Here is a 23,008-nt window from a genome sequence, read left to right as displayed (position 1 = left end):
TTCTCGGCCGTCGGGGTGACGGGCGCGGCGGGTGCGGGCGGCCGGGGCGGCGGTCAGAGGTCGGCCGTCAGGGACAGGTCGATCTCGTCGTCGCTCATCTGCGAGATCAGCTCCAGCAGGCGCCGCTCCACCTCGGCGGCGAGCCGCTCCACGGTCGGGTGCTCGAACAGGTCGCGGACCTGGAGCGGACAGTCGAAGGCGGTCCGCAGGCGGGAGGCGACCGCGACCGCGCGCAGGGAGTGGCCGCCCAGGCGGAAGAAGTCGTCGTGGACCCCGACCTTCGGCAGGTCGAGCACCTCGCACCAGATCTGCGCCACGACCGTCTCGGCCGGGGTGCGCGGTGCCACGGCGGTGTGCGGGGCGGGCGCCTCGGGCTCGGGCAGCGCGGCGGTGTCCAGCTTGCCCTGCACGGTCAGGGGCAGGGCGTCCAGGAGGACGAACGCGGACGGGACGAGGTAGTGGGGCAGGCGGGCCCGGCAGTGGGTACGCAGGGCCTCCTCGGTCAGTCCGCGGCCCGCCGCGTAGCCGACGAGGGCCGGCTCGCCGCCCGGGGCGCGCACCACGACGGCCGCGCCGCTCACCCCGGGATGCGCGCGCAGCACCGCCTCGGCCTCTCCCGGTTCGACCCGGAAGCCGCGGATCTTGACCTGGTCGTCGTCGCGGCCGAGGAACTCCAGTTCCCCGTCGGGCCGTCGGCGCACGACGTCGCCGGTGCGGTAGAGGCGGCCGCCGGGCGGGCCGAACGGGTCGGGGACGAACCGCTCGGCGGTGAGGTCGGGCCGGCCCAGGTAGCCGCGGGCCATCTCCGGCCCGCCGAGGAGGAGTTCGCCGGGCACCCCGACCGGCACGAGGGCGCCGAGCGGGTCGGTCACGTAGGCCCGCCGGCCGCCCAGGGGCCGGCCGATGGGCACCCGCCCGTCCGGGGCCCGGGCGACGGTGTGCGCGGTCGCGGAGATCACCGTCTCGGTGGGGCCGTAGGTGTTGGCCACGGGGACGCCGGGCAGGCGGGCGAACCAGCGCGCCAGGGGGTCGGCGGGCAGTTCCTCTCCCCCGGTCACCAGCAGCCGCAGGCCGGCCAGCCGGGGAGCCAGCGTGTCCAGGCTGGCCACCAGTTCCGTCCAGTACGAGGGGGTCAGTTCCATGACCGTCACCCGCTCGGCGGCGACGTGGGCCGCCAGTTCCTCCGGCGTCCAGATCTCGTCCGGACGTACCAGGACCGTCGCCCCGGTGCTCAGGGCGGGCAGAATCTGTTCGAGCGAGGCGTCGAAGGACGTGGAGGCGAAGGTGAGCACCCGGTCCCGCGCGGTCAGCCCGAACGTCTCGCGGGCGACGGCGACGTGGGCGTCCAGGGCGTGGTGCGGCACGCCGACGGCCTTGGGCCGGCCGGTGGAGCCGGAGGTGAAGACGACGTAGGCGAGGTCGTCGCGGAGGGGGACGTGGCGGGGGCCGGCCGGATCGGGGAGGACGTCGCCGACGTCGACGGTGCCCGTGCCCAGGGCGGCGGCCCGGTCCCGGGTGCCCGCGTCGCACACCAGGCGCCGCACCGCGGCCTCCTCGCACATGTGGCGCAGCCGCTCCTCGGGCAGCCGGGGGTCGAGGGGGACGTAGACGCCGCCGGCCCGCCAGACCGCGAGCATCGCCGCCACGGACCACACGCCGCGGCCGACGCACACGCCCACGGCGTCGCCCGGGGCCGTGCCCGCGCGGACCAGGGCCGCTGCCAGCCCGCCGGTGAGGGCGTCCAGGCCCGCGTGGTCCAGGGTCGTGTCCCCGCAGACGACGGCCGGTGCCCGCGGCACGCCCCGCACCGCGAACGGCGGCGCGGGTTCCGCGTCCCGTCCGGCGTCCGCGACGAGGTGCGCGCGCTCGTCCGCCGAGAGCAGGGCGGCCTCGTCGGCGCGGGCGCGGGGGTCGGTCAGCAAGGCGTCGAGGACTCGGCCGACGTGGTGGGCGAAGCGGGTGGCGGTGTCCGGGTCGAACAGGTCGGCGGCGTACTCCACGTTGAGCGCGAAGCGGTCCGGGCGGATCAGGAAGGTGGCGGTCAGGTCGAACTTCGCCGACCGCCAGGGCAGCGCGAAGTCGGCCGTCCGCAGACCGGGCGGCCCGGCGCCGGCCGCGGGGGACTCCTGAACGTCGACCATGGCCTGGAACAGCGGGTTGCGGGACAGGTCGCGCTCCGGCCGCAGCCGTCCCACGACCTGTTCGAAGGGCACCTCCTGGTGCTCGAAGGCGCCGAGGACCACCTCGCGCACCCGGTCCACGAGGGCGCCGAAGGAGGGCCGCCCCGACAGATCGGTGCGCAGGACGACGGTGTTGACGAAGAAGCCGATCAGCGGTTCCAGTGCGAGCCGGCCGCGGCCGGCGACCGGTGTGCCCACGCAGATGTCGCTCTGCCCGCTCCAGCGGGCCAGCACCGTCTGCGCGGCGGCCAGCAGCACCATGAAGCGGGTCGCGCCGCGCTCGCGGGCGAGGGCGTCGGCGCGGTCGACGAGCGCGGGGGGCAGGTCGATCTCGACGGCGCCGCCCCGGCCGGTGAAGGCGGCGGGCCGCGGCCGGTCCGTGGGCAGGTCCAGCACCGGGGCGCCCTCCAGGACCCGCTCCCAGTAGGCGAGTTGCGGCTCCAGGGCGCCGCGCTCGGCGCGGTCGCGCTGCCACACGGCGTAGTCGCCGTACTGCACGGGCAGCGGGGCGCAGGAGGCGCGCCCTCCGGCGGAGCGGGCCGCGTAGTGCCGGCCGAGTTCGTCCAGCAGCACGCCCTTGGACCAGCCGTCGGTGACGGCGTGGTGGAAGGCGAGGAGGACGACGTGGTCGTCGTCGGCCAGTTGCCACACGCCGGACCGCAGCAGCGGCGGCCGGCCGAGGTCGAAGCGGCGGGTGGCGTGCGCCGTGGCCAGGCTCCGTACCGCTTCCAGGCGGGCCCGTTCGTCCGGTGCCTGGGGCGCCCGCTCCCAGAGCAGCGGCACCGGGCCCGGGTCGCAGACCTGCTGCACGGGGCGGCCGTCGGTCTCGACGAGGGCCGTGCGCAGCACCTCGTGCCGCTCGGCCAGGTCGTCCAGGGCCGCTTGCCAGGCGGCGCGGTCCAGGCCCCCGCGCACCCGCCAGCAGTACCACAGCAGGTACGACTCGCCGTGCTCGGAGGTGCGGTCCAGGAACCACAGGCGTTCCTGCGCGAAGGACTGCGGCAGCGGCCTGGCGCGGTCGACGGGGACGATCTCGTCGGCGCCGGCGGCTCCCGCCGCGGCCACCCGCGGGGCGAAGCCGCGGACGGTGGGGTGCTCGAAGACGGTGCGCAGTTCGACCTCGCGGCCGAGGCGCTGGGCGATCCGGGAGACCGCCATGGTCGCCAGCAGGGAGTGGCCGCCGAGGTCGAAGAAGCCGTCGTCGATGCCGATCCGGTCGAGCCCGAGGACCTCGGCCCACACCTCGGCGACGATCCGCTCGGTCTCGTCGCGGGGCGCGGCGTACGCCGGGTCGTCGGCGGGGCAGAGGCGCTCGGGCTCGGGCAGGGCGCGGCGGTCGAGCTTGCCCGACACGCCGACCGGGAGGGCGTCCAGGACGACGAACTCGGACGGGACGGCGTAGTGCGGCAGGTGGCGGGCGCACCAGGCGCGCAGTGCGGCCCGGTCGGGCGCGGCGGGCGCGTCCGGTGCGGGTACGACGTATCCGGTGAGGGCGCGTCCGGTGGCCCGGTCGGGCCGGGCCGCCGCGGCGGCGACCAGCGGGCAGGCCCGCAGCACCGTCTCCACCTCGCCCAGTTCGATCCGGAAGCCGCGGATCTTGACCTGGTCGTCGCGGCGGCCGAGGAACTCCAGTTCGCCGCCGGGCGTCCAGCGCGCGAGATCGCCGGTGCGGTAGAGGCGTCCGCCGGGCGGCCCGTACGGGTCGGGCACGAAGCGTTCGGCGGTCTGTGCGGGCCGCCCGAGGTAGCCGCGGGCCAGTTCCGTGCCGCCGATGAGGAGTTCGCCTCCGACGCCGGCCGGGACCGGCTCGCCCTCGGCGTCGACGACGTACACCCGGCGGTCGCCCAGGGGCCGGCCGATGGGCACGAGGTCTCCCGGGGGGCCGGCGGCGTCGTGCGTGGTGGCGGTGACCGTGGTCTCGGTGGGCCCGTACGCGTTGCAGACCCGCACCCCGGGGACGGCGGCGCGCCAGGCGGCGAGGGTGTCGGCCGGGACCGCCTCCCCGCCGAGGACGAGGAGCCGCAGCGAGCCCAGGGCGGCGGCCAGCCGCCGGTCGAGGGAGAGCGTCAGCTCCGACCAGTAGGTGGGCGGCACGTTGACGACGGTCAGGCCGTACCGCTGGACGATCTCGGGCACCTGGGTGGGCAGCCAGGGCTCGTCCGGCCGCATGACGACGGTGGCGCCGCAGGTGAGGGCGGGCAGCACCTGGTCCAGCGAGGCGTCGAAGGCGAAGGAGGCGAAGGCCAGCACGCGGTCGGCGGAGGTGATCCCGAAGCGCTTCCGGGCGGCGGCGACGTGGGAGGCGAGGGCGGCGTGCTCGACGCCCACCGCCTTGGGTCTGCCGGTGGAGCCGGAGGTGAAGATGACGTAGGCGAGTTGGCGGGGGTGCGGCCGGTGGCGGGGGGTGTCCGCGGTCGCCGGGAGCGCGGTGACGTCCACCGTGACCGGTGCGAGGCCGGCGGCGGCGCCGGCGGTGCCGGGCTCCGCGACCACGCAGACCGGCCGCGACTCGTCGGCCATGTGGCGCAGCCGCTCGGCGGGCAGCTCCGGGTCGAGGGGCACGTAGGCGCCCCCCGCCCGCCAGACGCCCTCGACGGCGGCGACCGACCACGGGCCGCGGCGCAGCAGCACACCCACCGGATCGCCCGGGGCGACCCCGGCGGCGCGCAGCGCGGCGGCCAGTTGCCCGGTCATGGTGTCGAGCCCGGCGTAGCTGACGGTGTCCTCGCCGCAGCGCAGCGCGGTGGCGTCGGGATCGCCGCGGAAGGCGACCGGCGGCGCCGGCTCGGCGGGGCGGTCGGCCGCGCGGTGCCAGTCGGGCCGGGGCCGGCCGGGTGCGGCGGGGCCGGCGAGGCCGTCGGGCAGGGCGCGCAGCAGGTCCCGCACGGGGGTGTAGGGGTCGGCGAGGACGGCCCTGAGCAGGGCCGTGTAGCAACGGGCGAAGGCGCGCATGGTCGCGGCGTCGAAGAGCGCGGTGGCGTACTGGAGTACCGCGGCGACGCTGCCGTCGGTGCGCAGGGTCAGGTCCAGGAAGACGTCCAGCGGGGTCTCGGTGAGCGGCGGCTCGACCAGCGTCACCTCCAGACCGGGCATCCGTACGGGCCGGATCGGGGCGTTGAGCAGGGTGAACGACGCCTGGGCGAGCGGGTGGCGGGACAGGTCCCGGGAACCGCCGAGGGCGGCGACGACCAGGTCGAAGGGGGCCTCGGCGTGGGCGAGGTCGGCCGGCACGCGGCCCTGCGCCCGGTCCAGCAGGTCACCGAATCCGGGCCTGCCCGCCAGGTCGGCGCGGAGCACGACGGTGTTGACGAGGGGCCCGATGACCGTGTCGGAGCCCGGCCGGGCCCGGTCGGCGAGCGTGCTGCACACGGCGACGTCGTCACGGCCGCCCGCCCAGTGGCCGAGGAGCGCCTGGTAGGCGGTGAGCAGGAGGGTGTACCGGGTGACGCGCCGGGAGCGGGCGAGGGCGTCGACCGCGGTGACCAGTTCGGCCGGCAGGTCGAAGCGGACCACGTCTCCGGTGCCGTCCCACACGCGCGGGCGGGGCCGGGCGGTGGGCAGTTCGAGCGGGGTGAGACCGCGCAGCCGCTCGCGCCAGTGGCCCAGGAGGCGTTCCAGCCGTTCGCCGCTCAGCCGTTCGTACTGGGCGCGGGCGAGGTCGCGGTGGCGCAGCGGGGGCGGGGCCGGCGGCTCGCCCCGGTAGCCGGCGGCGAGTTCGTCCAGCAGGACGCCCCAGGACCAGCCGTCCACGGCGATGTGGTGCACCTCGACGAGGAGCAGGTGCTCCTCGGGCGTGACGCGGGCGAGCACGGCGCGCAGCGGGTGCTGCGCCGACAGGTCGACGGGGCGTCCCAGCCGGCGCGCGAACAGGTCCCCGGGCCCGTCTGCCTCGATGCGTTCCAGTTCGAGGCCCGCGGGCGGGTCGGTCACGGGGACCGGTTCACCGCCGACGCCGCGGAAGCGGGTGCGCAGCACCTCGTGCCGTGCCACGATCCCGGACAACGACCGCTCCAGCCGGTCCGTGTCCAGGGGGCCCCGCAGTCGCAGGACCAGCGGGAGCATGGACCCGGTGGAAGAACCGGCCAACTGGTCGAGGAACCACAGGCGGCGCTGCGCGAAGGATGCCGTGGGGGAGCCGACGTCGTTCGGAGCCTTGTCGTGGGCCGGTCCTGCTGTCACTGGGAGCCTCCAAGCGGTGTTTCGCAGCAGACTGCCGCCGCGGGCCCGGGGCCCATAGGGAAGAAGACGCAGCACCGCGAGCAGAGCCGTCGGCCCCGGCCGGAGTAGTGGAGCGGCGGACCCGCCGTCGGACGGGGGTGGTGCCCGGCCGCCGCCCGGCCCTGCCGAGGGTCGCGCCCCGTGCATCCCGGGTCGAGGCCCGGCGGAGATGAGCACCACCCGACGCTCACGCAGGTCGCGGTCGCTCCGTACCCCGGGCCGCCGCCCCGGGCGGACGCGGGCGACGGCCTGGCTCCGGCCCAGGTCGGCGTGCGCGGGGGACCCCATCGCCACCCCGGCCCTCCCCCAGGGGACGGGCCGGCCACAAATAACACAACCAAGCCACTATCTTAACCGGGTTCAGTTATGCTGGCGGCCGGGAATTCGCCGTCCGGTCCCGCCGGGCGGTGCGCAAGGCCGTCACTCCGGAAAGGTCGATCGATGACGTCACACGTCCAGGACACGCACGGCACCCAGGAGACCGCCGGACTCGACGACGAGCTGACCCTGGAGCGTGCCTACGTCGCGGTGTGCCGCGAGGCGATGACCCGCCAGGTGGACGATGCCCGGTACCAGGTCGTCGCGGGCGAGGACGTGTCGGGCGACGGCGCGAGCGCCGAGGCGCTCGGCCGCTATCTGCGCACCCGCGCACGCCAGGTGGCGGAGGAGCCCGACAGCCCGCTGTTCTTCGGCCGGCTCGACTTCGAGGACACCGAGGAGGCCGGGGACCACCGGCGGCAGCGGTACTACATCGGCCGCAGGCGGGTCTCGGAGCACCCGGCCGCACCGCCCCTGGTCATCGACTGGCGCGCGCCGGTCTCCCGCGCCTACTACCGGGCGAGCGCCCTGGAACCGCGCGGAATCGCGGTGCGGCGGCGCTTCGGCTGGGCTCCCTGGAGCCACGGCGCCCCCGAGGACCTCACCGGCCTGGAGGACGAGCGCCTCGACCACGCCCGCGCCGAGGACGGCGGCGACGCGGCGAGCGCGATCGTCGCCGCCGAGATCGAACGGCCCCGCCTCGGCCCGATGCGCGACATCGTCGCCACCATCCAGCCGGAACAGGACGACCTGGTCCGCGGCGAGCTGAACGAGTCGGTCTGCGTACAGGGCGCGCCCGGCAGCGGCAAGACCGCCGTCGGCCTGCACCGCGCGGCGTATCTCCTCTACACCTTCCCCGAGCGGCTGCAACGCGGCGGTCTGCTGGTCATCGGTCCGAACCGGACCTTCCTGCGCTACATCTCCGAGGTGCTTCCGTCGCTCGGCGAGATCGACATCGCGCAGCTCACGGTGGAGGACGTCGTGGCCCGGCACCCCGTGCGACGGGTGGACTCCGAGGAGGCCGCCGTCCTCAAGCACGGCGACCGTATGGCCACCGTCCTGGAACGGGCCCTGTACGCCAGGGTGCGGCACCCCGAGGAGTCCATCGCGGTCACCGACGGCGCGTACCGCTGGCGGGTCGACTCCTACGACCTGGCCCGGGTCGTCGACGAGGTACGGGGCATGGGCGTGCCGTACGGGACCGGCCGCGAGCATGTGCGCTCGCGGGTGGTGACGCTGATCCAGCGGCAGGCCGAACGGCGAGCCGGCCCGAAGAGCGTCACCTGGGCACGGAAGATCGGCCGTGCGAAGCCGGTCGCCGCGCTGCTGGAGGCGGCGTGGCCGGTGGCGCGGCCCGAGGAGGTCGTGGCCACGCTGCTGAGCGACCCGGCCGTGATGGAGGAGGCGGCGGACGGCGTGTTCGACGCCGCAGAGCGGCGGGCCCTGCTGTGGGCCAAGCCGCCGAGGTCGGAGAAGAGCGCCACCTGGTCGGTGGAGGACATGCTGCTGCTCGACGAGGTGGCGGGGCTCGTCGAGCGCCCCGAGGGCTACGGCCATGTGGTCGTGGACGAGGCCCAGGACCTGTCGCCGATGCAGTGCCGGGCGATCGCCCGGCGCAGCGCGTTCGGCTCCCTCACGGTGCTGGGCGACCTGGCCCAGGCGACGGCGCCCTGGTCGGCGCGGTGCTGGCGGGAACAACTGACGCACCTGGGCAGGACACGGGCCACGGTCGTCCCGCTGACCACCGGCTTCCGCGTCCCGGCCGCGGTCATGGAGCTGGCCAACCGGCTGGTGGGCGCCCTCGGCGTGGACGTACCGCCCGCCCGGTCACTGCGCCACGACGGCGAGTTGACGGTCAGCGAGGTCGACGACCTGACGGCCGCCACCGTGTGCGCGGTCCGCGCCGCCCTCGGCCGGGAGGGGTCGGTCGCCGTCATCACCGCCGACGACGCGGTGGCCGCCACGTCGGCAGCCCTGCGCGAGGCGGGCATCGAGACGGCGACCGCCGAGGAGGTCGGCACCGCCGCCCGGGTGACCGTCCTGCCCGCGACGGTCGTCAAGGGCCTGGAGTACGACCACGTCGTCGTGGCGGAGCCGGCTGCGATCGTCGAGTCCGAGCCGCGCGGACTGCACCGGCTCTACGTCGTGGTCACGCGTGCGGTGTCCCGGCTCGACGTCCTGCACACACGGCCACTGCCCGAACCGCTTGCCGCCTGACGGCGCGGAGCCGACCGAGAAGTGCGGGCCGGGGGATGTCACCCGGCGGCTGCCGGTCTTCGGGGCGGGTCAGCGGCTGGGCGCCAGATCGTCTTCCGCGACCCGGTCCTGTTCGGCGGGTGCCTGTGCGGGCTTGCGCGGATCGATGGTGTTCGGCAGGCCCGCGAGGAGCGCCGCGACACCGGTGATGCCCGCGGCCCACAGGCCGGCGACGGCGTAGCCGTGCACGGTCGCCTCGGGGCCGAGCAGAGTCTCGGTGGGCATCAGGGTCGAGGCGTGGGAGCTGTCGGGGGCGCGGGCGGCAGCCCGTCCGCCGTCCGCGCCGGACACTACGGCGGCGTACTTGACTCAGTCACTTTAAAGACCAGGTCACCTGATTGCCCCGGTAAGGAGGATGCTAGAATGGCCTGGTGAACGCGCCGATGGGCTTGCGAGAGCGCAAGAAGCAGCGAACGCGGGAGACGATCTCCAACACGGCGATCACGCTCTTCCTGGAGCACGGGTTCGACCAGGTCTCTGTCGTCGACATCGCGGCGGTCGCCGAGGTCTCGAAACCCACGCTGTTCAAGTACTTCCCCACCAAGGAAGACCTGGTCGTCCACCGCTTCGCCGACCACCAGACGGTGACCAGCAGCGTCGTGGCCGAGCGGCCGGCCGGAGTGTCGGCGATCGACGCGCTGCACCAGCACTTCCTGGACGGGCTGGCGGCCCGGGACCCCATCACGGGGCTCAACGACGACGAGGAGGTCCTCGCCTTTCACCGTCTCGTGTACTCCACACCCAGCCTCGTGGGACGCGTCAGCACGTACCTCACCCAGGCCGAGGAGGCGCTGGCCGAGACCCTGGCCGGCGCGCTCGCCTCGGACCGTGAGATCACCGCCGCCCTGCTGGCCGGCCAGGTGATCGCCACCGAGCGCATCCTGGCGTCGGCGAACTGGCGACGCATCGTCGCCGGCCGGTCCGCGGACGAGGTCCACCCCGAGGCGGTCGCCGACGCCGACCACGCCTACGCCCTGCTGCGCCACGGCCTGGCCGGCGCCGCACCGCGGAAGTAGGCACAACGACGAAGGCGCCGCCTCCGAAGAGGCGGCGCCTTCGCCTGGGAGGCCATGTCGGCCGGGGACTTGTTCCGGCCGGGCTCGTACACGCCGTCGATGCGCCCGATCGGGATCCCGAAGCCCCGGATCCGCCACCACCCCGACACGCGCGGTGTCGCCGACCAGGGACACCCGGTCCGGTCGCCGCCGGTCGGGCATCCGTACGTCGACCCGCGAGGCCGACAGCGCACGGCCCGCGCGGGGGACGCGCCGGCGCGGGGCTGCGCTCCGCAGCACGGCCGGGCGAGGGCAGCGGCGCCGCGGAGGACCTGCGGCGCCGCTGCCCTCGCCCGGTGGTCGGTGGTCGTGGCCGGGGGCGGCACGACCACCGGCGAGGGGGCCCGGTCCTAGTGGCGGATGCCCGCCTCGATCATGAGGGGCATGACCTCGTCCCGGAACATCGGGAGTTCCTGGTCGGGGTCGATCAGGCCCATGATCATGCCGCCCATGCCCGCCTCGTTGAGTTCCTTCATGCCCTGGACGACCTGCTCCGGGGTGCCGACCAGCGGGTAGCCGCCCCAGCCGGCGATGAAGCGCTCGGACATCTCCCGGGCGTGGTCGAACGACTGGCTCGCCCCGGAGAGCGCGATCTTGATGACGTTGCCCGCGGCTCCCCAGTCGCCCTCGTCGACGACCTGCTGGAAGGCCGCCTTCGCCTCCTTCTCGGTGTCACGGACGACCACCAGGCCGTAGGTCATCACGTCGATGGCGCGCTGGTACTCGTCGCGGGCCTTGTTGCGGACGGTCTCGGTGTAGGTCTTGATGTTCTCCAGCGTGTCGAGGCTCGCGAAGTTGATGTCGACGTTGCGGGCCGAGTAGTCGATGCCGGCCGGCGAGTTGCCGGCGTTCAGCAGCACCGGGTTCGGGCCCTGGTGCGGCTTCGGGTAGGACTCCACGTCCCGGCCCTGGAAGTACGTGCCGTCGACGTCGAAGCTGCCCTCCTCGGACCACAGGCGCATCGCGTACTCGATCCACTCCTGCCCGAACGCGTACCGCTCGTCGTGCTGGCGCTGCTCGCCGCCGAACATCTCCATCTCCGGCGGAACCCAGCCCATGACCAGGTTCAGGGCGAACCGGCCGCCGGAGATCCGGTCGATCGTGGTCGCGGCCTTGGCGGCCACGATGGGGTGCACGGTCGGCAGGTGCGAGGTGGCCGCGATCGCTATGTTCTCCGTGGCCTCGGCGAGGCCGGCGGCCCAGGTGTAGGTCTCGAAGCAGTTGCCGTTGAAGTTCGTCGAGCCGCCGAAGCCCTTCCAGCGCGCGACGGGGACCATGACCTCCAGGCCCATCCGGTCGGCCTGCCGGGCGATGGACTTCGTGTGCTCCCAGGTGATCTCGTACGACGAGGGCGCGTGGGACATGATCAGGCCGAAGGAGCAGTTGGTGCCGAACAGGCCGAGCTTCATCGGCTGGTCGTTGAGCAGCGGGTTGGTCTCCCGGCGGTCCTGGACCGGCCGGGTCTCGTCGGCCGGGCGCGGGTCGGTGGCGGCGAGTCCGAGCCTCTCGTTGGCGCTGAGCGTCATGTCGTTCTCCTTGGTTCTCCGGTTCGCCCCGCCGGCGAGAAGCCGTGTTCGGGCGGGGGTGGGGCAGGGGCGCGGCCCGCGTGGACGGGTGCGCGGGTCAGGGGGAGGGGCCGGATCAGCCCATCGTGAAGGGGTCGCGGGTCCCGCCGGTCAGCTCGACCAGGACGGACTTGTTCTCCAGGTACTCGTTGACCGCGTCGGTCCCGTTCTCACGGCCGATGCCGGAGAGCCCGAAGCCCCCGAAGGGCATGTTCGGCGTGACGACCCGGTAGGCGTTGATCCAGATCGTGCCGGCGCGCACGGCGGCGGCCACCCGGTGCGCCCGGTGCACGTCCTTGGTCCACACGGCACCCGCCAGGCCGTACGGCGTGTCGTTGGCCAGGGCGATGGCCTCGTCCTCGTCGGTGAAGGTGTAGGCGGCCAGGACCGGGCCGAACACCTCCTCGCGCACGATCGTCTTGCCGGGGTCGGCGAGCACCACGGTCGGCCGGACGAAGAGGCCGCCGAGGTCGGCGTTGGGTTCGCCGCCGCAGGCGATGGCCGCCCCCTCGGCCTTGGCGCCCTCCAGGAATTCGAGGACCTTCTCGTACTGGGGGCGGTTGGCCACCGGCCCCATCTCGGTCTCGGCCGCCGTGGGGTCGCCCTGCTTGATGGCCTCGGCGCGCTCGACGACCTTGGCGACCAGTTCGTCCCTGACCGACTCGTGCACGATGAGCCGGGACCCGGCCATGCACGTCTGCCCGGTCGCGGCGAACACGCCGGCGACGACGCCGTTGGCCGCGGCGTCCAGGTCGGCGTCGGGGAAGACGATCTGCGGTGACTTCCCGCCCAGTTCCAGGGTGACCTTGTTGATGTTCGCCACCGCGGCCTGCGCCACCTTCGCTCCGGTCGCGGTCGAGCCGGTGAACGCGACCTTGTCGACGCCCCGGTGCGCCGCGAGGGCCTCGCCGGTCGACCGGTCCCAGCCGGTGACGACGTTCAGGACCCCGGGGGGCAGGCCGGCTTCGGTGAGGATCCGGGCGAACTCGACCGTCGAGGCGGGCGAGTGCTCGGACGGTTTCACCACGCAGGTGCACCCCGCCGCCAGGAGCGGCGCAAGCTTGAACGTCAGCAGCAGCAGGGGGCTGTTCCAGGGCGTGATCGCGCCGACCACCCCCACGGGCTGCCGGACCGTGTAGCCGAAGTAGGTCCGGGGGTTCAGGGCCGGGACGGTCTTGCCCTCCAGTTTGTCGGCGAGCCCGGCGTAGTACGTGTACCAGGTGCCGAGGCCCCTGAGCTGGCCGGTCATCTCCCGCAGGAGCTTGCCGGAGTCGCGTACCTCCAGCAGGGCGAGCCGCTCGGCGTTGGCGCTGATGGCGTCGGCGATGTTCCGCAGGATGGCGGCGCGTTCGAAACCGCTCTTCGCGCCCCACTCGCCTTCGAAGGCGGCCCGTGCGGCCCGGACGGCGATGTCGATGTCCTCGGGGCCGCCGTCGGCGATGACCGCCCACGGCTGCCCGGTGTAGGGATTGAGCGATGCGAAGGTCTTTCCGGAGACGGCGTCGACGGTCTCGCCATTGATGAAGAGCTGGAACGTCTCGCATGCGGAGGAGGGGGGAGCCATGTCGTTCGGTCTCCTCGGGAGTGAGTCGGGGTGTCGCGGACTTCACACCGAACGCTAGGAACGGCGGCGCCGGGCTCCTATCCCTTCGCGGACGCGTAAGGGCCATTCAGCGCAGAGTCGACGGACGCGCGGCCGGTATCGCGCGTGCGCGGGCATGACGAAGCGCGCCCGGCCGCGGGGCCGGGCGCGCTTTCCGCCCCGGGCGCACGGGGACGTGCGGTGTCAGCGCTGGAGGGTGACGGAGGGCAGTTCGTTGAACTGGTCCCGGTACTGCTGGGCGAAGCGTGACTGGTGGAAGAATCCCCACCGCATGGCCACGTCCGCCACCCGGGTCTTCCGCGGGTCGCTGCGCAGCAGTTCGGCTCGGGCCTTGCTCAGCCGGATACGGCGTACGTAGGCCATGGGCGACTCGCCGAGCTGTTCCTGGAACGCGGCGTGGAGGGTGCGGACGCTGACGCAGCCGACGCGCGCGAGGATCTCCGGGGTGATCTCGTCGTCCGCGTGCGTCTCGATGTAGGAGACCACGGTGGAGAGCCGGCCGAGCCGGCGCACGTCCTCGTGCCCGGCGAGCGCGTCGCTGAACTGGTGTCGGCCCGCGTGCAGCAGCGAGGTGAGGACGTACGCCTCCAGTTGTTCCCGCGCGAGCGGCATCTCCGCCAGGCCGGCGGGTTTGTCGAGTTCGGTCGCGAGGAAATGGACCGCCCTCAGCAGGGCCCGGCCGGAGCTGGTGGTGAGATCGAGGCCGAAATCGAAGTCGACGACCTCGGTGACCGGCTTGCCGATGAGATCCGAGAGATGGGATTCGAGGCTGGTCCGCGGGATCTTCAGGATGAGCTGTTCCGCCTCGGGCGTCCAGGACACCCTGTTCGTCTGGACCGGGGACAGCACCACCCCGCGCCGGCCGCCCACGGTGACCTCACGGCCGCCGTCGCTGCGGGACGCCTTCGTCTCGCCGACGATGGTGAGGTTGACGTGATAGCAGTGCTCGGTCGCCGGCATCGTGAGTTCGGCTTCGGCCTGGTAGGTCAGGTAGCCCAACGTCATGTGCCGGTCGGTGAGGGCGTTCAGGCGCATGTTCATCGCGTCCTGGGGGCCGACCAGATCGTGAGGCAGGTAGATCTCGGTGACCGCCTCGCGGGCCTCTTCCAGGCTCTGCGTTGTGATCACCGAGGCAGAAGCCAGATATTCCATGGCAACCCCTTCGGGGCACATCAGCTACGTGATGAGTGCCGCCAGCGTAGATGCGCCGTGATGCCCCACGCAGCCGCCGGCGGAGAGCGACTATCCGCTCTGTGCGGATTCTGGCGAAAAGCGGGCAAAGAGCAAAGGTCCCGGGTCACACGGAATGGCCGGGACGTGGTGATTCCTGTCGGGTACTTGACAAGGGCGCCCTCTTCCCGGGGTCCGACGGTGGTCGGTGCCACGCCCGCCCGCCCCTCCGGCGCCGGAGGGGCCCGGCGCCGTGACCGGTGGTGCCGCGAGCCGGCACCACCGGTCACCACGAGCCTGTCTCCGTGGGTGACCACGAGCCGGGCCGCCCCTCAGGCGGTCCGGCCGGACTCCCCGACGGCCGCGAGCACCTCCCCCAGCCAGCCCACCTGGCCGGAGAAGCGCGGCACGTCGCACGGCCGGACCCAGCGGTGGGCGACGTGCTCCCAGTTCAGCCGGACGCGCCGGCGGGTGGTGTTCGCGCGGAACGTGTGCACGCGCCACGGGAGGCCGTCGCGCGCGTCCGGGAGCCGCAGTGTCGGACCGGCCTCGAAGACGTCCATGTCCGCGAACCGCAGCCCGGTCTCCTCCCAGATCTCCTGGACCGCCTGCCGGTAGGGGCCGGCGCCGGAGTCGACGTGGCCGCTGATGCAGTGCCACTTGCCGGCGTCGTGGCCGACGGCCCCGCTCCGCTTGAACAGACCCACCCGGCCGCGCCAGGTGAGGACGACGGCGACGACCTCCCGGCCGGCGGGCGCCGTGGCGCGCAGGGGTTCGACTTCGTTCGGTGACACGGACATCGTGGGACCTCCGGATCGGTGGGTGCTACCGGTCGAGAAGGGTCAGCGCCGCGTCGACGATCGCGTCGGTCCCGATCCCGTGCAGCGCGTACGCGTCGGTCAGGTCCGAGGACTGCCCGAACTCGGTCACTCCCAGGCAGCGGATGCGGTCGCCGCGTGCCCCCGCGAGGTAGGACAGCGTGTGCGGGTGGCCGTCCAGGACGGTGACGAGGGGCGCCGGACGCAGCGGGGGGAACAGTTCGCCGATGATGTCCGACCCGCCGCCGGCCGTGCGGGCCCCACGCTGCTGGAAGGAGCGGAAGACCAGGTCGGGGCTGGTGAGGCAGACCACCCCGGCCCCGACGCCCAGGCCCGCCAGGGCGTCGGCCGCCGCGATCACCTCCGGCATGATCGCTCCGACGCCGACCAGGGTGACCTGCTCGTCCGCCGGGCCGGGAGCCGGGAGGCGGTAGCCGCCGGCGACCGCCTGGAGGCGCCGCCGCTCCCTCAGCGCCGGGTCCTCCGGGACCCGGGCGAGGGCGGGGTCGACCGGGCGGGTCGAGAGCCGGAAGTAGGCCGACGTGCCGCCGGGGACGCCGATCTGGTTCATGGCGTGCAGGAAGCACCACTCCAGGTCCTGGGCGAACGCCGGCTCCCAGGCCACGCAGGACGGCTGCTCCAGGCCGATCGACGGTGTCGTGACGGACTGGTGGGCGCCGCCCTCGGGGGACAGCGTCACGCCGGAGGGGGTCCCGACCAGGATCGACTGGCCGCCGGCGTAGATGCCGTAACTCCAGGGTTCGAGCGCCCGGGAGACGAACGGGTCGTACAGGGTCGCGATGGGAATGAGCCGCTGGCCCCACCGGGACCACGTCGCGCCCAGCTCACCGGCGAGCGACACCAGGTTGACCTCGGCGATCCCGAGCTGGATGTGCTGCCCGTCGTGGACCTCCGACCAGCGCAGGACGCGCTCGGCGTCGTCGGCGAACCAGTCGAACCGTTCGATGACCGACCACACGCCCGTCTTGTTGATCCAGCCGCCGAGGTTCGTCGAGGAGGCGACGTCGGGACTGCACGTCACCACCCGGGCGGCGGTCTCCGGGGCGTCCCGGACGAGATCGGCCAGCAGCCGGCCCAGCGCGGACTGCGTCGAGGCGGGCTTGCGGTGCGGGTGTCCGAGCGTGACCGGAACCGAGAGGGGCGGGGACGGCGCGTACGGGGTCCGCCGCAGCAGTTCACCGCGCCGGGCGCACAACCCGGCCGCCGCCGTGTCGGGCTCGAACACGCGCCACGGGTCGTCCTGGCCGACGCCGCACGACTGTGCCAGGGACCCCATCTGGGCCTCGGTCAGGAGGGCGGAGTGGTTGTGGGGATGGCCCTCGGTCGGCAGCCCGCGCCCCTTGACGGTGTAGGCGAACACGACGGTGGGCCGGTGCGCGTCGACCGCTTCGAACGTGTCGACCAGGAGCCCGAGGTCGTGCCCGCCGAGGTCCCGCACCGCCGCCGTGAGCTGCTCCGCGGTCAGCGAGGCCAGCAGCGCCCGCAGTTCCGCCGAGCCGGTCTCCCCCATGATCCGCTCGGTGATCTCCGAGGAGTCGACCCGGAGCATCCGCTGGTACTCCTCGTTCGGCATCCCCTCCAGCCGCCTGCGCAACTCCTCCCCGCCCGGCCGGGTGAACAGCTCCCCGATGTCCCTCCCCCACTTCAGGACGACGACCTGCCAGCCGGCGGCGCTGAACATGCCCTGCAGGCGTTCGATCTGGATGTCGGGCACGATCCGGTCCAGCGACTGGCGGTTCAGGTCGACGACCCACAGCAGCTCGCCCAGGTTCGCCACCTGGGGGTCCGCCACGGCCTCCCAGATGGCGCCCTCGTCGAGTTCGGCGTCGCCGAGCAGGCTCACGAAACGGCCCGCGGGGGGTGTGCCGGGGAACTGGGAGGCGAGGTAGCGGTGCGAGATGGCCGCCCACAAGGCCGCCGTCGCGCCGATGCCGACCGACCCGGTGGAGAAGTCGACGGTGTCGGGGTCCTTGGTGCGGGACGGGTAGGACTGGAGGCCCCCCTTCGCGCGGAGCGTCGTCAGGTACTTGGGGTCCAGGTCGCCCAGCAGGTAGTTGATGGCGTGCAGGACGGGCGACGCGTGCGGTTTGACCGACACCCGGTCCAGACGGGTGAGGTGGTGGAACCACAGGGCGACCATGATGTCGACCATGGACGCGGAGGACGCCTGGTGCCCGCCGACCTTGATGCCGGTCCGGTTCGGCCGGCCGCGGTTGGCGGCGTCGACGATGGCGGCCGAAAGCCAGAGCACGCGTCGGGAGATGTCACGCAGGACGGCGACGTCGACGTCGCGGGCGTCCGCGGACGGGTCCGGCGCGTCCGCGGACGGGTCCGGCGCGTTCGGGGACGGAGGGGTGGCTCGGGGGATCTGTGTCATGGGTGCGCTGCTTCTCGGTGAGGGGCGTACGGGGTCAGGTGCGCGTGGACCGGGCACGGCGGGCGGCCGTGTCGTTCCGTGCCGCATCGTGCACGACGTCGTCGCCGAGTTCGGCCATCGCGTCCAGACACGCCCGGCAGCCGCACGGGCGTGCGAGCAGTTCGGAGAGCACTTCGTGGGTGTGTTCGCCGAGGTCCGGACCCGGATGGGACACCGGGACGGACTGGTGGTCCAGTACGGGCACGATCCCGGGGAACAGCACGTCGCGGGTTTCCCCGGCGATGTCGACCGGCAGCGCCTGCACCATGTCGCGGGCCGCGAACTGCTCGTCGTCGACGATGTCCTTCGCGGTATGGATCGGTCCGGCGGGCACCCCGGCCGCCGCCAGGGCGGTCAGGACCTCCTCGCGCGGACGCCGGCTGGTCCACTCCTCGATGGCGCGGTCGAGTTCGTCGCGCCGGGCCCAGCGGCCGTCGTTGGTCGCGAGGCCGGGGTCGTCCCGCAGGTCGGGGCGGCCGATGGTCTCCATGTAGCGGGCGAAGATGGAGTCGCCGTTCCCCGCGATGACGACGGAGTCGCCGCCGGCGCAGACGTAGGCGTTCGACGGGGCGATGCCCTGCATCCGGCCGCCCGTGCGCTCCCGGAGGACACCGTGGGCGGAGTAGTCGGGGACGAGGGACTCCATCATCGAGAAGACCGCCTCGTGGAGCGCGACGTCGACGTGCCGTTCGACGGGTGTCCAGGGGCGGCGGCCCTGGTTCTTGCGGTTGCCGCGGTCCAGCAGCGACATGACGACCCCGAACGCCGCGTAGAGGCCGGCGATGGAGTCACCGATGGACACGCCGACCCGGGAGGGCGGCCGGTCGGGGTCGCCGACCAGCTCCCGCATGCCGCCGAACGCCTCCGCGACGGCGGCGAAGCCGGGCCGGGCGGCGAGCGGGCCGGTCTGGCCGAAGGCGGAGATGCGGGCCACGACCAGCTCGGGGTTGGCGGCGGTGAGCGCTTGCGGGGTCAGTCCCCACCTGTCGAGGGTGCCGGGGCGGAAGTTCTCGATCAGGACGTCCGAGCAGGAGACCAGTTCGAGGACCGAGGCGCGGCCGTCGTCCGTGCGCAGGTCCAGTTCGACCGACTTCTTGTTCCGGTTGATGGTGCGGTACAGCATCGAGGTGTCGCCCGCGAACAGGCGCCAGTTGCGCAGTTCGTCACCGGTGCGGGGCCGCTCCACCTTGATGACCTCGGCGCCGAAGTCGGCCAGCAGACGGCCCGCGGTGGGGGCGGCGATGAAGTTGCCGAGTTCGACGACACGGACGCCTGCCAGCGGAAGCGTGTCGGCCGGGACGCGGGAACGGTGGGGGGTGGTGTCTTCCGAGCTCATTCTCGGTGCCTTCCTTGTCGGTCGCGGACAGAACGGGTGACGTGACGTCAGCTCTCGGGCCCGGCCGGGTCGTTCGCCGCGAGGACGGAGCCGAAGTCGCCGGCCCGCACGAGCAGGCCCTGCGGCGGGCTGTCCAGCCGGTCGCCGAGCCAGGTCCCGACCCGGGCGAGGCCCTCGATGTCGGGGACGCCGGGACCGAGCAGGGGCACGCCCTCACCGCGCAGGAGGTAGGCGAGATCCTCGGTGGCGATGTTTCCGGTGGCCGCGGGCGCGAACGGGCAGCCTCCGAACCCGCCGACGGAGGCGTCCAGGGCGACGACTTGCCCCGGGACCCGCCCGCCGTCCGCCCCGAGGTGAGCGGCCGCGACGGCGTTCGCGTACCCGGTGTTGCGCGTGTTGTGGAAGTGGAAACGCAGCTTGCGGACGCGCGCGTCGCCGGCCGCGAGCGCGGCCAGCGCGCGGACCTGGCGGGGGACCCCGACGCCGATGGTGTCGGCGAACGCGATCTCGTCCGGTTCGCTCTCGGCCGCCCGGGCCAGGACCTTCTCCACCTGGCCGACGGGGACCGGTCCGGAGAACGGGCACCCGAACGCCACCGCGAGGGTCAGGCTGACCCGCATGCCGGCCTCACGGGCCACCTCAGACGCCGCGGTCGCGTGGTCGAGCATCGCGTCGACGGTGAGGTTCTGGTTGCGGAGGCAGAAGGCGTCGGTCACGGGGACGACGATGTTGACCTCGGTGCACGGGGTCCGGGCGGCCCGCTCGGCACCGCGCCGGTTGAGGACCAGACCGATGTAGGACACCCCGGGGTCGTGCGGCACCATCGCCATGACCTCCTCGGCCCCGGCCATCTGCGGGACGAGGTCGGGGCGGACGAAGCTGACCGCCTCGACGCGCCGGGCGCCCCGGGCGACCAGGCGCGTGACGAGTTCGGCCCGGGTGCCGGCGTCGAGCGGCCTCCTCTCGTTCTGGAGGCCGTCGCGGGGGCCGACCTCGACGAGTTCGACGGTCGTGGGCATGTACGTGTTCTCCCTGCTGGTTCGCGGACGGCGGGGCTGGGGATGCCCCCCGCACCGCTGGTTCGAGGACGGCCGGGCTGATCCCTCCCGGCACCGAGGGTCTGTCCGGTCACACGAGCGGCTCGAGCCGGGCGATGTCCCCGCTCGCCCGGCAGGCGGCGGCCAGGTCCACGAGCGCGCGTCCGTGCAGGGCGCCCGTCGCGGCCTCGTCCGCGGTCAGGGACTTGTCCGGGCCGAAGGCGGTCCGGGACAGGTGGAGCGAGGGTGCGAGCACCTGGACGGCGTAGAAGGAGGCGAGGGTGGCCCGCAGCCCTTCCGTCGCGAGGAAGTGCTCGGGGGCCGCGCCGGTCATCACCACGGCGGCGGCCTTGCCCCGCAGGGGTGCCCGGGTCTCGAACCGCGCGCCGCGCTCGACGTGTTCCAGGAACGAGGCCAGCAGGGACGTGTGGGTGGCGCGGTAGGTGGGGGAGGCGAACACGACGGCGTCGGCCTCCTCGACCGCGTCCACGGCACCGGCGAACCCGTCGGCGGCGCCGTCCCGGAGGTCCACGAGGGTGCAGACGGCCCCGGCCTCGCGGCAGCCGTCCAGGACGGCGTCGACGGCGGCGGCCGTCGCACCGCTCCCGTGCGGACTGGCGAGGACCGCGGTGACCCTGAGAGCCGCGGCGGTCCGCTCCGCGCCGTTCACCGGGACGCCCGCCAGTCCGCGCGCGGGTAGGACCCGCGGTAGTAGAGCAGCGGGTCCCGGTCCCGGTCGTGGCCGAGCGCGGTGACCTCGCCGATGACGACCGTGTGGTCTCCCCCGTCGTACTCGCGCCACATGGTGCACTCCACCCAGGCGCTGACGCCCCCGAGGAGGGGACAGCCATGGGGTGACGGCGTCCAGTCGACACCGGCGAACTTGTCGGTCCCGGACCGGGCGAACCGGTTGGACAGCTCGGCGTGGTCGTCGGCCAGGATGTTGACGGCGAACCGGCCGACCTCACGGATACGGGGCCAGGTCGTGGAACTCCGGGCCGGGCTGACGGAGATCAGCGGCGGGTCGAACGACAGGGACACGAAGGACTGGCAGGTGAAGCCCAGCGGCGTGCCGCCGAGCCGGTCGTCCAGCGCGGTGACGACGACGACGCCCGAGCAGAACGCGCCCATGGTGGCGCGCAGGACCTCGGGGGTGATCGCGTCGGCGGCTGCCTGCGTCGGTGGGGTGGTGAGGCTGGTCATGCCGTACAGCGTCATCCACATCGCACCGACGACATATCCGGTCACAGCACTCTCGGAGCCGGTCCGTGCGAGGGTGTCCTCGCACCGCGCGTCCGCCTGGCGACACGACGGATCGGGCGCGGTCCGCTCGCTCGTCGGGGCGTTCACCGAGGTCTGCCGACGCGCGGAGGTTCCCGTCGGACACCGCGGCGGCGCACGGTGACGGCCGTCGAGCGGAACCCGCACCCGGCCACTGCCGGACGTCACCTCCTCTTCCCCGCCCGCGACTTGGCCCCTGCCGGACTGCCCGCCGCACAGCAGGCCGGGGCGCCGGGACACCGTGTCGCCGCCGCTCACCCCGGTCGGTGCCGAGCGTCGTGAGCGACCGCGCGCCGAGCCGGGCGGACCCGGACGCGGAGCGGGCTCGGCGGCGAGCCGGCGGTCCTGGCGGCAGCCGGGTGCCGTCAGGACCGCCGACCCGCTTGGTCATCCGTCCAAGACGATTGACCACCCCACGTGTGCCCCCTAGACTCCCGGCACCGTCCAGCTCAGGAGGCGCCGGTGACCGCACCGCCCGAGTACCGGCCGGGCCCGCCGGAACCGGCCCGCCCGGCAGCGGGCGCGTCGGTGCCCGGCACGCCCGTCACTCGGACGTGGCTGTGGTTGTTCGCCCTGGCGTGGCTCGGGTTCTGGTTGCTGGTGATGCTGCCCAGTCAGATCATGCTCGCCCAGTTGGCCCGCGACATCGATCCGGCGCGGAAGGTCCGGCTGGCCAGTGTGTTCCAGTCCGTCATGCTGATCGCCATCGTGCTCGCGGTGCCTCTGGCGGGCTTCCTCTGCGACCGTACCCGGCTGGCCTGGGGCCGCCGACGCGCCTGGGCGCTGGGCGGGTTCGCCCTCGCCGCGCTCGCCTTCGCGGCCGTCGGCCAGATCGACTCGGTGCCCGCGGTGTGCGCGCTGCTCGTGTTCGTCGCGCTCGGACAGGCATGCGTGCTGGTGAGCCTGAGCGCGATGATCGCCGATCAGGTGCCCGTGCACCAGCGCGGCCGGGCATCGGCCGCCTTCGGCGCCCCCCAGGTGATCGCCCTGGCCGGCGGCATGGCGCTGGTCACCGAAGTCATCCACGACGTCCCGACCGCGTGGTGGGTGATCGCCCTGCTCGCCGTGGTCTGCTGCCTGCCCTTCCTGCTCGGCGTCGGCGAGCCGGCACCGCTTCCCGGGGCCAGACCGACCGGTGGGCTGCTGCACAACCTGACTCCCCCGCGCCCGCGCCGGGCACCCGACTACTACTGGGCCATGGCCACGAGGGTGCTCATCAACGCCGGCAACCTGGTCGGCACGGCGTACCTGCTCTACTACGTGGACGACGTGCTCCACCGTCCGGAGCCGGAGGGCGCGGCCCTCACGCTCACGCTCGTCTACCTGGTCTTCTGCGTGGTCGCCACGTACGCCGCGGGCCTGACAGCCGACCGAAGGCTGCGCCGCAAGCCGCTCGTGCTCGCCGGCGCCGCGTTCCAGACGGCGGCTGCGTCGAGCCTGGCGGTCTCGCCGACCTGGGGGGCGGCGCTGCTGGCCGCGGCCCTCCTCGGCGTCGGGTACGGCACCTTCCTCTCGGTCGACCAGGTGCTGACCACCGAAGTCCTGCCCGACGAGCGCACCCGGGCCCGCGACCTGGGCCTGGTCAACGCGGCCCAGAACCTGCCCATCGCCCCCCTGGTCGGCTTCACGGTACTCACCCTCACCAACGAGAACTACCGCGCCCTCTATGTCGCCAGCGCACTGATCGTGCTGCTCGGGGGCTGGTCGGTGACGCGGATAAGGTCGGTGTCCTGA

Annotated in this window: 14 protein-coding genes; 3 read left to right on the top strand and 11 right to left on the bottom strand. The window is 73.7% G+C overall.

Translation table 11 applies throughout. The annotated features are described in order from the left end of the window. Positions 1–53 precede the first annotated feature (53 nt). A complete protein-coding gene (locus VM636_RS29620) occupies positions 54–6,359 on the bottom strand; it encodes an amino acid adenylation domain-containing protein (RefSeq protein WP_338486191.1) in 6,306 nt (2,101 codons plus the stop codon). A 480-nt stretch (positions 6,360–6,839) separates the two neighbouring features. On the opposite strand from VM636_RS29620, the gene VM636_RS29615 reads away from it, so the two are divergent. Beyond that, positions 6,840–8,933 (top strand): AAA family ATPase, encoded by a 2,094-nt coding sequence (locus VM636_RS29615; RefSeq protein WP_051821274.1) that lies wholly within the window; start codon positions 6,840–6,842, stop codon positions 8,931–8,933. A gap of 69 nt (positions 8,934–9,002) precedes the next feature. On the opposite strand, the gene VM636_RS29610 is transcribed toward VM636_RS29615, so the two are convergent. Next, complete coding sequence (locus VM636_RS29610) at positions 9,003–9,197, bottom strand: hypothetical protein (RefSeq protein ID WP_159042141.1); 195 nt, start codon at positions 9,195–9,197, stop codon at positions 9,003–9,005. A 146-nt stretch (positions 9,198–9,343) separates the two neighbouring features. Here VM636_RS29610 and VM636_RS29605 point away from each other — a divergent pair, with 146 nt between their 5' ends. Next, positions 9,344–9,988: a TetR family transcriptional regulator gene (locus tag VM636_RS29605; RefSeq protein WP_338486188.1), complete on the top strand. Its 645-nt coding sequence runs from the start codon at positions 9,344–9,346 to the stop codon at positions 9,986–9,988. A 389-nt stretch (positions 9,989–10,377) separates the two neighbouring features. Here the strand turns inward: VM636_RS29605 and VM636_RS29600 are convergent, their stop codons facing one another. The 9 genes from VM636_RS29600 to VM636_RS29560 form a co-directional block, all read right to left on the bottom strand. Beyond that, positions 10,378–11,553 carry an LLM class flavin-dependent oxidoreductase gene (locus VM636_RS29600; RefSeq protein ID WP_030419839.1) on the bottom strand — a complete coding sequence of 392 codons (1,176 nt, stop codon included), beginning with the start codon at positions 11,551–11,553 and terminating at the stop codon, positions 10,378–10,380. Positions 11,554–11,668: 115 nt separating this feature from the next. Next, on the bottom strand, positions 11,669–13,156 hold the full coding sequence (locus tag VM636_RS29595) for an aldehyde dehydrogenase (RefSeq protein ID WP_030419840.1): 1,488 nt from the start codon (positions 13,154–13,156) through the stop codon (positions 11,669–11,671). A 222-nt stretch (positions 13,157–13,378) separates the two neighbouring features. Further along, complete coding sequence (locus VM636_RS29590) at positions 13,379–14,323, bottom strand: AraC family transcriptional regulator (RefSeq protein ID WP_199809366.1); 945 nt, start codon at positions 14,321–14,323, stop codon at positions 13,379–13,381. 374 nt (positions 14,324–14,697) lie between these two features. Beyond that, the gene (locus VM636_RS29585; protein WP_158786409.1) at positions 14,698–15,159 is read right to left on the bottom strand and encodes an NUDIX domain-containing protein; all 462 of its coding nucleotides are present in this window, start codon (positions 15,157–15,159) and stop codon (positions 14,698–14,700) included. Between the two features lie 31 nt (positions 15,160–15,190). Beyond that, a complete protein-coding gene (locus VM636_RS29580) occupies positions 15,191–17,581 on the bottom strand; it encodes a pyruvate dehydrogenase (RefSeq protein ID WP_338486183.1) in 2,391 nt (796 codons plus the stop codon). A gap of 34 nt (positions 17,582–17,615) precedes the next feature. Further along, complete coding sequence (locus tag VM636_RS29575; RefSeq protein WP_078855864.1) at positions 17,616–18,956, bottom strand: CaiB/BaiF CoA-transferase family protein; 1,341 nt, start codon at positions 18,954–18,956, stop codon at positions 17,616–17,618. Between the two features lie 47 nt (positions 18,957–19,003). After that, on the bottom strand, positions 19,004–19,975 hold the full coding sequence (locus VM636_RS29570) for a hydroxymethylglutaryl-CoA lyase (protein ID WP_338486181.1): 972 nt from the start codon (positions 19,973–19,975) through the stop codon (positions 19,004–19,006). Positions 19,976–20,084: 109 nt separating this feature from the next. Further along, on the bottom strand, positions 20,085–20,663 hold the full coding sequence (locus tag VM636_RS29565) for an NAD(P)H-dependent oxidoreductase (RefSeq protein WP_338486179.1): 579 nt from the start codon (positions 20,661–20,663) through the stop codon (positions 20,085–20,087). Further along, the gene (locus tag VM636_RS29560; protein ID WP_053914384.1) at positions 20,660–21,196 is read right to left on the bottom strand and encodes a flavin reductase family protein; all 537 of its coding nucleotides are present in this window, start codon (positions 21,194–21,196) and stop codon (positions 20,660–20,662) included. The genes VM636_RS29565 and VM636_RS29560 overlap by 4 nt, the downstream gene beginning before the upstream one ends. Positions 21,197–21,736: 540 nt before the next feature. On the opposite strand from VM636_RS29560, the gene VM636_RS29555 reads away from it, so the two are divergent. After that, entirely contained in the window at positions 21,737–23,008 is a 1,272-nt protein-coding gene (locus VM636_RS29555) for an MFS transporter (protein WP_338486177.1), read from the top strand.

Source organism: Streptomyces sp. SCSIO 75703, assembly GCF_036607905.1.
Classification (GTDB): domain Bacteria; phylum Actinomycetota; class Actinomycetes; order Streptomycetales; family Streptomycetaceae; genus Streptomyces.
This window is presented reverse-complemented; position numbering and strand designations above follow the sequence as displayed.